This window comes from Pedosphaera parvula Ellin514 (genome assembly GCF_000172555.1).
Taxonomy (GTDB): Bacteria; Verrucomicrobiota; Verrucomicrobiia; order Limisphaerales; family Pedosphaeraceae; genus Pedosphaera.
On record NZ_ABOX02000021.1, the window covers coordinates 38,635 to 50,898 of the forward strand.

At 52.7% G+C, this 12,264-nt stretch carries 10 protein-coding genes; 6 read left to right on the forward strand and 4 right to left on the reverse strand.

Translation table 11 applies throughout. The features are described 5' to 3' along the window. Position 1: 1 nt before the first annotated feature. Positions 2 to 3,346, reverse strand: a complete 3,345-nt coding sequence (locus CFLAV_RS16620; RefSeq protein WP_007415938.1) for a non-ribosomal peptide synthetase — start codon at positions 3,344 to 3,346, stop codon at positions 2 to 4. A gap of 232 nt (positions 3,347 to 3,578) precedes the next feature. Further along, on the reverse strand, positions 3,579 to 4,043 hold the full coding sequence (locus CFLAV_RS16625) for a hypothetical protein (protein WP_007415939.1): 465 nt from the start codon (positions 4,041 to 4,043) through the stop codon (positions 3,579 to 3,581). Between the two features lie 199 nt (positions 4,044 to 4,242). Between CFLAV_RS16625 and eno the strand changes: the two genes are divergently transcribed. From eno to CFLAV_RS16655, 5 genes are all read left to right on the forward strand, one after another. Next, positions 4,243 to 5,514 carry a phosphopyruvate hydratase gene (gene eno, locus CFLAV_RS16630; protein WP_007415940.1) on the forward strand — a complete coding sequence of 424 codons (1,272 nt, stop codon included), beginning with the start codon at positions 4,243 to 4,245 and terminating at the stop codon, positions 5,512 to 5,514. Between the two features lie 426 nt (positions 5,515 to 5,940). Continuing rightward, complete coding sequence (locus CFLAV_RS16640; RefSeq protein ID WP_007415942.1) at positions 5,941 to 6,330, forward strand: BON domain-containing protein; 390 nt, start codon at positions 5,941 to 5,943, stop codon at positions 6,328 to 6,330. 178 nt (positions 6,331 to 6,508) lie between these two features. Then, entirely contained in the window at positions 6,509 to 6,943 is a 435-nt protein-coding gene (locus tag CFLAV_RS16645) for a hypothetical protein (RefSeq protein WP_040549153.1), read from the forward strand. Positions 6,944 to 6,946: 3 nt separating this feature from the next. After that, entirely contained in the window at positions 6,947 to 7,330 is a 384-nt protein-coding gene (locus tag CFLAV_RS16650) for a VOC family protein (protein ID WP_007415944.1), read from the forward strand. Positions 7,331 to 7,371: 41 nt separating this feature from the next. Beyond that, positions 7,372 to 8,679 (forward strand): RCC1 domain-containing protein, encoded by a 1,308-nt coding sequence (locus CFLAV_RS16655; protein ID WP_007415945.1) that lies wholly within the window; start codon positions 7,372 to 7,374, stop codon positions 8,677 to 8,679. Positions 8,680 to 8,730: 51 nt separating this feature from the next. On the opposite strand, the gene CFLAV_RS16660 is transcribed toward CFLAV_RS16655, so the two are convergent. Further along, positions 8,731 to 10,164, reverse strand: a complete 1,434-nt coding sequence (locus CFLAV_RS16660; RefSeq protein WP_007415946.1) for a tetratricopeptide repeat protein — start codon at positions 10,162 to 10,164, stop codon at positions 8,731 to 8,733. A gap of 143 nt (positions 10,165 to 10,307) precedes the next feature. Here CFLAV_RS16660 and CFLAV_RS16665 point away from each other — a divergent pair, with 143 nt between their 5' ends. After that, positions 10,308 to 10,907: a metallophosphoesterase family protein gene (locus CFLAV_RS16665; protein ID WP_040549155.1), complete on the forward strand. Its 600-nt coding sequence runs from the start codon at positions 10,308 to 10,310 to the stop codon at positions 10,905 to 10,907. Positions 10,908 to 11,223: 316 nt separating this feature from the next. On the opposite strand, the gene CFLAV_RS16670 is transcribed toward CFLAV_RS16665, so the two are convergent. Further along, complete coding sequence (locus tag CFLAV_RS16670; protein ID WP_007415948.1) at positions 11,224 to 11,973, reverse strand: class I SAM-dependent methyltransferase; 750 nt, start codon at positions 11,971 to 11,973, stop codon at positions 11,224 to 11,226. Positions 11,974 to 12,264: the final 291 nt, after the last annotated feature.

Here is a 12,264-nt window from a genome sequence, read left to right on the forward strand (position 1 = left end):
ATTATTTTCGGTTTGCGGGCCGCCGGCGCGCGAACGATTCCTTTTGCAAACGGACGCGATCCTGGTCCTTCTGCAACGGCTTGGATTCCGTGGCAGCCTGGCTCAAATACCGGGCCAGTGAACCGATGGTTGGGTATTGAAATAATCTCACGATGGAGATGTTGATCTTCAGCTCTTCACAAAGCCTGGCGTGCACCTGCACCATAAGCAGCGAGTGGCCGCCGAGATCGAAAAAGCTGTCGTTCACACCCACTTTTTCCAACCGCAGGACCTTCGTCCAGATTGCGGCAATTGTTTCCTCCACCTGTGTGCGTGGTGCGAGGAAGATTGAGGTGGCTTCAGGACGATTCTGCTCCGGTGCAGGCAGGGCTTGGCGATCAATCTTCCCGTTCGGCGTCAGCGGCAGGGCAGGGAGAAACACGAATGCGGACGGAACCATGTAATCCGGAAGTTTGGACTTTAAATAATCGCGCAGCTCACTGCTGTTTGATGCGGCCGAGTCTCTGGACACCACGTAGGCGACCAGACGTTTATCACCGGGTGTGTCCTCGCGCGCGATGACCACCGCGTGGACCACTGTGGGAAGCTGGGTGAGCAGCAATTCAATTTCACCGAGTTCTATGCGGAAGCCCCGGATTTTTACCTGATAATCCATTCGACCGAGAAACTCGATTTTGCCATCCATACGGTAACGCACAAGATCGCCGGTGCGATACATGCGCGCTCCAGATTCGTCGGTGAACGGATTGGGCAGGAATTTTTCCAGGCTTAACTCGGGGCGTTTGAGATAGCCCCGGGCGAGTCCTTCACCGCCAATCCATAGTTCACCCGGCACACCGATGGGGACCGGTTGCAGATTGCGATCCAGAACGTAAAACTGTGTGTTCGCGATGGGAGCACCGATGAACACTTCATCACCGGGCTCAACCTTGGATGCGGCCGACCAGATGGTGGTTTCGGTTGGACCATACATATTCCAAAGCGATGCGCATTTGCCATGCAGTTGATTTGCAAGTTCAGAGGACCAGGCTTCGCCGCCGCAAAGAATCCTGAGCCCGGGATTGCCTTTCCAACCGGAGGCCAACAGCAAACGCCAAGTCGTGGGTGTGGCTTGCATGATGGTGACACCACCATGGTCGAGCAGGCTGGCAAGCTGTTTGCCATCCAGGGTGACCTCGCGGGTGGCGATGACAACCTTGGCACCACAGGTGAGCGGCAGCCATAACTCCAGTCCTGCGATATCAAACGATAGCGTGGTGACGGCGAGCAGGGTGTCCGTTTCCGTCAGGCCGGGTTCGCGGGACATTGAATCCAAAAAGTTCACGACGGCGCGATGGGAGATTTCAACACCCTTGGGTTTTCCGGTGGAACCTGAAGTATAAATCACGTAAGCCACATCTCCGGCAGCGGCGCTGCTTTGCAGGTTCTCGCTGGAATAGGTGGCGACGCCTTCGTTGGAATCCAGTAAGACCGGAGTTGGACTCATCGGACCGGAACCAAAAAGCTCCTTCAAATCGGGAACGAGATCGCTTTGAGTCAACACCACACTGGCCTCTGCATCTTGTAGAATGAATTGCAGACGCTCCCTGGGAAGTGCTGGATCCAGCGGGGCATAAGTGCCACCAGCCTTGAGAATACCGAGCAGGCCAATAACCATCTCGGCTGAGCGTTCGACGCATATCGCCACGAGTTTTCCGGGACACACTCCGAGCGATTGCAAATGCCGGGCAAGTTGGTTGGCCCGCTTGTTTACCTGCTCATAGGTGAGTTGGGAGTCCCCACATATCACCGCCATGGAATGCGGGTTGCGAGCTGCCTGGGCCTCAAACAACTGGTGGATGCAAATATTTCGCGGATAATCGGTGAGCGTGTCGTTCCATTCTGTGAACAGTTGCTGCTTTTCAGAGGGTGTTAGGATTGGTAATTGGGCGATGGGAAGATTCGGTTCCCGCACAGCGGTGGTGAGTAGAGTTTGGTAATGCCCGATCAATCGGTCGATCGCGGCATGGTCAAACAAGTCGGTGGCATATTCAATCCAGCCGAAGATGCCTTCGGGGGATTCCTCGAGGTTGAAAGTCAGATCAAATTTGGAAATGCCGGCATCGATTTCAAACGGGCTGATGACAAGTTCTTTGGTCCTTAACGCCGGAGCCGGAGCGTTCTGAAAAATGAACATTACCTGGAAGACTGGATTGTGACTTTGATCACGGGCTGGGTGGAGTTCCTCGACTAGTTTTTCGTAAGGCACGTCCTGGTTGGCGTACGCAGCCAGGGAAACTTCGCGAACCTGAGACATCACTTCACGAAATGTTGGATTGCCGGAAAGTTTGGTGCGCAGCACCAGCGTGTTTAAAAAATAGCCGATAAGACCTTCAATCTCGACGCGATTGCGATTGGCAATGGGGGAACCGACAACGATGTCTTCCTGGCCGGTGTAGCGTCCGGCGAGGACTTGAAAGGCCGCGAGCAAGGTCATGAAAAGCGTGCAGCCTTCCTGCTTGCCCAGCGTCGCAAGGCCTTGCGATGTAGCCTTCGGAATCCGAATGGGCTTGCGTGCGCCACGAAAGCTTTGAATTGCGGGACGAGGAAAGGTTGTGGGCCATTCCAGCAAGGCCGGTGCCCCGGTAAGTTGCTGTTTCCAGTAAGCAAGCTGCCTGACCAACGCCTCCTCCTGCACGAATTGCTGCTGCCAGGCGGCAAAGTCTGCGTATTGGATGGCGAGTGGAGCCAGTGGCGAGGGTTGGCTGGCATTGAATGCCTCATAAAGGGCGGTGAGTTCCTTCAGGAATACACCCCGTGACCAGCCATCAATTGCGATATGATGCAGCGTCAACAGAAGCAGGTGATCGCTTTCGTCCAGGCGAACCAACTGCGCGCGGAACACCGGGCCATTGCCCAGGTCGAACAAAACCTTGCCATCTTCCACAGCGATGCGGGTAGCCTCCTGCATGCGGAGGGACTCTGGAATGGCGCTAAGATCCACGAACGGAAGGGCTACAGTTAAGGAAGGTGCGATGCGTTGAGCAGGTTCGCCATTTTGAACAACGAAGCTGGCGCGCAAAACTTCATGACGTCGTACGATTTCATCAAGGCTTTTCTGAAGGAATGCCGGGTTGAGCGGACCTTGAATGCGCAGGTGGAAGTGATCGTTGTAATGAGGGCCAGGTTCCAACTGATCCAGGAACCAAAGACGTTTCTGTGAAAAGGAGAGGGGATATTCATCCGGATTTGCCCGTCGCGAAATGGATTTTTGTTCATTCCCCCCAATACCCTCTTCGTCCAATAAAAAATCCAACAACTCGAGCTTTTGATTTGCACCTTCAGTCAGGCTCGCGAAATTATTCATATATATGTACTTCTGGGCCGGGTGCCGCCATCCTGTTCAGAAGCCAGGAGGCGGATCGTTTAGTTTCATGTTACAGACTCTCCGGCCTTTCGAGGATGCATGATAAGGAGTGAAAGTGCCTGCTAGAAAGTGGGTGAACACCTTAGGCAGGAGTGGACGCTGCGTAATATCAGGCAGCAGTTAGCCGGCTTAGTTGAGGAGACTCTACAATCCGGTCAGGGCGGAGAGTTGATCAGGTTACTGGTGGAAGGCGATGATGGGAATCAACGGCATATCCAAAATCTGTCTCCGCTGACTTGAGAAATTTTGCCAGGGCTTCGGGCTCTATGGTTCCCTTGAAGAATAACTTGCGTTTGGTCGAGCGCGTTTGGATTAGCAGATAGGTTTGCTTCCTTAAAGCTTCCCAAACCAGCCAGGCCCCAATCAGGCCGAAAACGCCAAAGCCAAACTTGATCCGGAGCATGGTAAAGTTTCCTGCCAACAGTGGAATAATTCCGAAAGCGCCAATGGCAAGCAAAACCACACTGAGGATAAGCTGCGGAATCGGATTTTCTGCTCCGCTGCCAGAGGTCAGTACCATACGGTCAATCTCTGACTTGCGCAGAAAGACAGCTATCCGCCCATTGTGAACCTCCGAAACTCCCTCGGGTGAGATTTTGACGGTTAAATAGGCGATGCTTGGATTTGCTTCTGGCATACGGAGGCCTATTAAAATATCCGTCTCACTGCGTGATCAACCTTAATTTCCAATTATTTACCGCTGGCTTTCCAACCTTTGGAGACCGAAGTTTTCAGGTGAAGGCAATCGTTATTTGTAATCAGAGGCCATTCCGGAGCATCAAGCCTGCGCTTGACTCAGGTTTAGCTGCACTTATCATGCCCCCTCAATTTTATTTATGACAACGATTCTAGACATTCAGGCCCGCGAGATCATCGACTCCCGCGGCAATCCCACGGTTGAAGTTGATGTTCTCCTCGAAGGCGGCGCAGCCGGTCGCGCCGCGGTTCCATCCGGCGCCAGCACTGGCGAGCATGAAGCGCTCGAACTTCGCGATGGTGATGCGAAGCGTTACCTCGGCAAAGGTGTCAGCAAGGCGGTCAAGAACGTCACGGACAAGATTCTGCCCGAACTCGAAGGTGTTGATGCTCTCGATCAATTGACGGTGGATCGCATCATGCTGGAACTCGACGGCACGGAAACCAAGTCGAAGCTGGGCGCGAATGCCATCCTGGCAGTTTCACTCGCGAACGCGAAGGCTGCTGCTGCGGCTCTCGGTCAACCAGTGTTTCGTTACCTGGGCGGACCCAATGCCAAGGTGTTGCCGGTCCCAATGGCGAATGTCATCAATGGTGGCGCCCACTCGGACGCGCCGATCGATTTCCAGGAATTCATGATCATCCCGAAAGGTTTTAATACTTTTTCGGAAGGGCTGCGCGCCATCACGGAAATTTTCCACGCGCTGAAATCAGTGTTGAAGAAGAAGGGCTTGTCCACTGCCGTCGGTGACGAAGGTGGTTTTGCGCCGAAGCTCGACAGTGCCGAGGCTGCGCTGGAAACGATTCTGCAAGCCACGAAGGATGCGGGCTACAAGGCCGGCAAACAAATCTTCCTCGCACTCGACGTCGCCAGTTCCGAGTTTTACACTGGCAATGGCAATTACGTCTTCAAGAAGAGCAGCGGACGCAAGTTGACCGGCGATGAACTGGTGAATTTCTATGCTGAACTTTGCGCGAAGTATCCGATCGTCAGCATCGAAGACGGATGCGCCGAAGGTGATTGGACGAACTGGAAGAAGCTCACCGACAAACTCGGTGACAAGGTGCAACTCGTCGGAGACGATCTGTTCGTCACCAACGTGAAGTTCCTGCGCAAGGGCATCGACCAGGGCGTGGCGAATTCCATTCTCGTGAAAGTGAATCAGATTGGTTCCCTCACCGAAACATTGGATGCCGTCGAACTCGCAAAGGAAAACGGTTACACCGCGGTTATCAGCCATCGCTCCGGTGAAACGGAAGATGCGACGATTGCTGACATCGCTGTTGCAACCAATGCCGGCCAGATCAAGACCGGCTCCTTGAGCCGCACGGATCGCGTGGCGAAATACAATCAATTGCTCCGTATTGAGCAGTTGCTCGGAAAGAACGCCATCTACGGCGGCAAGTTCTAAGCAGAAAAACACCGAAAAAAATTAACTGAACCGGAAGTCAGCAATGGCTTCCGGTTTTTTGTTTTGAGAGGAATCGTGAAGTGCTTGCTCGAAGCACGAAGGATGGGCAGGGCAGGCGGTGATTTGAAAGAGCAGGCTGGGTTGCAACTTGCACACAGGGACGATTGAGGACATTGCATTTTCCACGGGGAGAAACGGAAGACATGCCACGATATTTATTGTCGGGGAGAGCTTTTGCTGGGGAGTTGAACCTATACAGATTTTTGTAAGGTCCTGTAAATTAGGAGCGGATACCTTTTTGCCGGTTCTGCTCAGAAGTTCTGGCATGGTCCACGCTTTAAAGGACATTGTGCGGGAGACTGCGCAAGGTTTCAGGTGTGGGGAATGATGAAGGCGTCGAGAATAACCGTAAAAACTAAAAGACTTATGAAAGACACAACTGCAAAAAAGCTCGAGTCAGTAAAAGTATTTGGCGTTATCGCCTTCCTGAGTGCCTTGCCATTCGTGGCAGCGACTGGTTGCAACAAGGATAATCAAACTGCGAGTAGCGTCGATACCAACACGGTCGTTGTCACCCCAACCGATAGGACAGTTGGCGAAGCTGTGGATGATACGACACTTACTGCGAATGTTAAAAAGGCACTTTCAAATAATACGGAATACAAGTTCTCGGATGTGAAGGTTGCCACCATGAAAGGGACGGTGCAGTTGAGTGGCTTTGTGGATACAGCGGCTCAAAAGAGTGCTGCGGGAGACATTGCCAAAGCCGTTCCAAACGTCAAAGAAGTGGTGAACAATATTACTCTCAAACAGTAGGTTGAGAACTTGCGGTACGAACCGCATCAGAAGCAAATCCTAAAGTCGTTTAGCAAGCAGTAATCAGAAAAAACCGGAGGTCAGCAATGACTTCCGGTTTTTCTTTTCAGGTTTTGATTCGAACGAGGCAAACTGATAATGATTTAAAGGAAGACGGTTCATCGTTACGAAAATGATAATGATTGGCTCAGCATTAGCTCTTGAATTGCCGGAGACCTGGGTTTCCTCGACAGACGGCACGCGGTTGGTGCTGCATAGTCCGAAGCGCGAAGAAGTGATCGTGTCGGCTTACAGAATTGTTGGCAACGGGCTTGGGAAGGAACAAAAGCAGCATTCGGAATCCATTTTTCAAAACGCATTGCGGTCAGCACTAAATGCAGCCTCGCATCCGGATTTGAATGTTGTAAAGGCCCTGGATGAGGATAGGGCGGCCTGCGTTTTTCCGTGCTGGACCATTTTAGCTGAGACGAGAACCAAAGATGCATTTTTTGGCCAGGCGGTTATTCGTCATCCTGAAACCTGTATCCTGCTAACTTATGAGGCTCCATTTGTATCTGGTGCTGAAGAAACCTTCCGCGAATTATTATTAAGAAACGTCCGAAGCAACTGCTGATTCATGGAAAATGTTTGCGGTATTAATCACGTCACGCTTTCAGTGAAGGACCTGGAGAGGTCAGTGGCGTTTTACTCGGATTTGTTAGGTTTTGAAGTGTGGATGCGGAAGGGGCATTCGGCGTATCTGGAGGCGGGGACATTTTGGCTCGCGTTGGTGGTGGATGAAAATGTCCGGTCGGGGCCATTGCCGGAGTACACACATCTGGCGTTGAGTGTGTCGAAGGATGGTTTGCCGGTGTTGAAGGAGAAATTGTTGAGAGCGGGTGTGGCGGAATGGCAGGAGTCGGAACGCGCCGGTTCGTTTTATTTTCTGGACCCGGATGGGCATAAGCTGGAGTTGCACTCGGGAACTTTGGCCGAACGGTTGACCATGAGGGAACGATAGTAATTGTCGATTTTTTGCGACAGATTCGGCATGCTTCTGGAATGAGGAAACGCCGCATCGTGTTCGTGATCGCTCTCTTGGTGATCTTCCTTGTTCTCATAATTAATATTTCTCTGCGAAACGGCGGACTGAGATTGCCGGTGGGGAAGGGCACTCCCGCGATCAGCCTAGGCGAAGTGCATGGAATCATCCTGGCTTCGGATGGCAGCCTGTGGTCGTGGGGGACAGACTTTTTGGGATGGCCGGTGCTCGGCTTGGGAAAGGTAAGCAAGCAAACGCACTTGCAGCGCATTGGCAATGATAACGATTGGGTCGGCATCAGTTCATCGGCAGCCCGTAATCTGGCCATCAAATCAAACGGGACGTTGTGGGCTTGGGGTGAGAACCTCCACGGGCAGTTTGGAGTGGGGACAGCCGGGAAAACCAATCCGATGTCAAAAATTCCAGTTCCAGCAGCTCCGGGGAACAATTGGAAGCAGGCGGTGGCGGGTGGTGGGCATTCGGTCGGGTTAAAAAAGGATGGGACGTTGTGGGCATGGGGTGTCAATTGGGCCGGGCAGTTGGGAAATGGTTCAACAAGCAATAGCCTGGTACCTGTGCAAGTGGGCTCCAGCACGAACTGGATCAAGGTTTGGAGCGGGATTCTGGAGGTCGTGGCACAGCAATCCGATGGCAGTCTCTGGTATTGGGGAGAAAATCCGGATCCTGCATTTCCCCAGGGAAGCAACGCATTTTTGGTTCCGATCCGCGTTTCGCCAGACACCAACTGGTTGGATGTGGGCTTTGGTGTGAATACGGTTTTCGCCATCAAATCGGATGGGACGCTATGGACCTGGGGACGGAATGCAGATGCCTATACTGGTGTGACGAACCAGGCGCCGGGCGTAATAACGCCCTTGCGTATCGGAACCGATGGTGATTGGCGCGGCATTTCCACCTGCGGATTGGGGTGGTGGTGCTCTGGACTGACAAAGAAGGACGGTTCGTTTTGGTTCATGGACGCCTCTGATTCCCAACCCAACGGCCCGCGTCCGCCCTACAAGCCGGTACAGTTCAGGCGCGTCGAGTTACCAAAGGATGTAGTGGCTTACACTGCTGGCGCCGCGCATGCGGCTGCGCCCGGCCATCACGAACCGATTGGAGTTGCTGTGACACGTGATGGCGAAGTGTGGACCTGGGGCATGGTGCTGGGCGATCCGCCGACCTTCACGAGCAGGATGCAGGATTGTGCAGTGAAACTAGCTGGACTCTTTCATCGTAAAATCCAGTTAATTGATCCTCCGCCTGTCGTGCGAAAGGATCTGTGGCAACTCAAAAACGAGGAAGCCGGTGTCGCGAAGAAAAAATAAGTGAGGACGCCAGAGAATCTAATTTATTGCTTGTTGGCGCTGCGTGACCTGTTAATTAGGTTTTTCTGTTGTGCTGCTTCCTCGGAGTTTTTCCATGCCGGGGCGGGCGTCAGGATGATTGCGCATAAAATCGTCGATGAGTTGGCGGGCTTCTTCGGGGTGGCCATTCTGGAACAGGATTTCTGAGAGAGCGCTGACTGGCTCGGGATTCTCAGGCCAAAGCTGGTTGGCGAGGTGATACGCTTGTTCGGCTTCAGCGTCGAAATTGTGAGCGGCAAGGAGATTGGCCTGGGCGACGGCATCATGAGAATAGGTCTTCATGGTGTCGGATGAGCCGGAAGCTTCGGGGTCTGAGAGCAATTTTTGCGTGGCGGCGTTCCAATAATCGAGGGTCTGAGTTGCGCGTTCAGCGGTAAAAGTGGTTTGAGCATCCTGCGCGCGGAGTTCCATGAGAGGGCCAAGGGGCGTTGCGTCAGCGTAGGTGGATTTCAATGGAAAAGATTCTTCCAGGGCAAAGGAGAGGTTGGGATTTTTTTCGAGGAGCATTTGCAGAAGTCTTTCGTTTACTGCCATCACTGCATCCTGGCCTGAAACTGCGGTGCGTCCATCGGTGATGTTGATGTTCTCACCGGGGCGGACTTGTTTGGGTTCGTTGGGAAATTGTTGATCATGCTGCAAGCGTTTTTGTACATCTGTGAGATAATCCTGGAAGGCATTTTTAGAGTCCTCCGCGGTTAGCGTCGAGAAGCGGTCGTGATATTGGAAATCGAGATAATCGAGGTAATCGCCGGCAGCGAGGCCGTTTTGGGTGAGGACAATGTGATGCTCGCCTTCACTGGTTTCGTTCAGGAGAGTGGGTATCCAGCGGCCGGGATCGGTGCCGCCGACGTAAACCATATCTGGACGCAGTGAGCCAAGCACATCCTGGCCATAGTCGAGGAGCTTTTGTGCAGGCCAGCTGTGAGCAGCTTCGGCAACGCCGTAGGTATCGAGAACAGCCGGCCAAAAGGTGGGAAGGGCCACAGAAAGTGGATTGTCGCGGAGACCCAGCTTGTGGTCCCTTACGTCGCGCAGAGATTTAAAGATGACATCGAGTTCCTCCCAACGACCGTCCTCGGCGGCAGCGAAGAACCGTTTTACTTCGTCGGGCATTTCCATTTTGTCACGACGGCCCATAGCCTCGGCAATCGCACGGCGGTTGCGGGCGAACTGGATGACTTTGCTGGCGACGATTTCTTCCGGGGGAATCGCGGGTTTTGAGGTCGATGAAGAATGGGGTAAGGGGGGATGTATGAGGCCGGAGGATTTTGGGGAAAATGATTCATGGCTGGAAGTTTGGGCGACATCGGTGGCTATGCGGTTGTGACGTAACTTGAGCCAGATGCCGATGAACAAAAAAAGTGCACAGCTCAGGATCAGAAAGATGACAGTGCGATGGCTGGAGTCATTCCCTGGCAGTGGACCTTCGGTGCTTTTTCTACCCATATTGTTCCAGTCTTTTGTTTGCCCTTTGTGAAGATAGACACCGGTCGTGGTGTAATTTGTATATGAAGTGAAATTTTCTGAGCTTTAACCTGGCAGCAAATTTCCTACCTTGGCAGCGAAAGGTTCTTTCATACAATTGAAGAGTGAAACTACTGCTTTTCAGCGATCTGCACGCAAACACAGCGGCGGCACGGCGGTTGGTGCAAATGTCTGAAGGGATGGATGTCGTCATCGGCGCAGGAGATTTTGGGAGTGCGCGGAGGAATGTTTCAGCGTGTATTCCAATTCTGCGCGAGATCAAGTGTCCTGCAGTGGTGGTGCCGGGGAATAATGAATCTTTGGAAGAGTTGGTTGCGGCTTGTGAGTCGTGGCCGCAGGCGCGCGTGTTGCATGGAAACAGCCATGAGATTGAAGGGGTACCATTTTTTGGGATTGGTGGTGGAATTCCGATCACGCCATTTGGTGCATGGAGTTGGGATTTTTCCGAAGCTGATGCCACGAGATTGTTGGCTGGCTGCCCGGCAGGAGCGGTGTTGGTGTCGCACTCGCCACCGAAAGGCGCGGTTGATGTTGCAGCGTCAGGAGAGAATCTGGGCAGCACGGCGGTGCGCGATGCGGTGGTCAAGCTTAAGCCGAAGTTGGTAGTTTGCGGTCACATTCACGCGAGCGGCGGCCAACAGGCAAGGATTGGTAACACACCTGTGATCAATGCGGGGCCCAATGGAGTGGTGTGGGAGTTATAGCATTTGGACATGATGGAGGGATTACGAATGCGGAGAGTGCTGTTAGGAGGATTGAGTTGGGTCGTACGTTCTGCTGGTTGAGAGTCTGGGTGCATTGGAGGAGGAGGTGCAGAGTTACTTAGACGCAAGGAACTGAGATGTTGGCAACCTCGCCCGGCGGCGATTTGCTGGTTGCCGGGCGATTCATGTTACGGCACGTTGAGATTTGTGTTCAGGAAATTTTATTTCTGTGTTAAGTGGCTGAGCTGAACAGTGCCGATTTATCGCACGTTTCAGTTCAAGCAGGAACAGCGCGGTCACCGATCAGGATCACGGTTTACTTTTTGCGAAATACAATGATGTGTTGGATCGGTAAGACTTCCGAGGTTTCCACCCATTCCAGCGGGAACGCAGCCATTTCTTTTCGAACCTGGGCTTCGGTCATTTTATGAACCTTTTTGATTGGAACACTCGGGTCTTCGCCTCGAAACTCCACGAAAACTATGCGGCCGCCGGGCTTAAGCGCCTTGATCATGGCTTCGGTCATTTCGTAGGGATGATCAAATTCGTGGTAGACATCCACCATCAGGATGAGATCGGTTGAGTTAACAGGTAACCTGGGGTCAGTGATCGTGCCAAGAACAGGTTTTACATTGTGTATATCCATCCTGGTCATTTTATTGGTGAGCATTTCCAACATTTCCGGTTGGATATCAACGGCAAATACAACGCCATTGGTTCCCACTTTCTGAGCCAACCGGCGGGTATAATAGCCAGTGCCGGCGCCAATGTCGGCTACGGCTTCGCCCGGCTTCAGTTTTAATGCTTCGATGGCCAGGGAAGGTTTCTCTTCCTGCTCGCGTTCGGGGCGTTCAAGCCAGTTGGAGCCTTCATGGCCCATGACGTGGGCGATTTCACGTCCCTGGTAGAACTTGCCAATGCCGTCCGAATCGTGAATCTTCCGCGTTTCGTAAACCGGTTGCGGTTGCCTGGGCGCATCCGTTTTATCGGAGGCGAAGAGAGGAGATGTTCCGATAGCCAACCAGACATAAAACAGGATTAACGACTGATGGGGATCAATTCGCATGGAGGGATTCTATAAGCATGGCTGGCCCAGTGCAACCCGCGCAATGGAATAAAACCCGCGACCCCGGTAAAACAGTAAAATATTTTTTGCATTATCGTGCTTTTTCGGGAGATTATTACTATCGCGGTGGGTGAACACCCCATATCGGGTTTTGCCCTAGTGCCTTTATTTAATATCCTGAACCTAAAGCTGTTTTAGTGATGTACTATAAAAGAAAGCGACCTTCTACCTCTCAGAGCAGTTTGCTGCTCCGTCGATTTCTTTGTCTTAACCTCGCTCCCCAGGACCTGA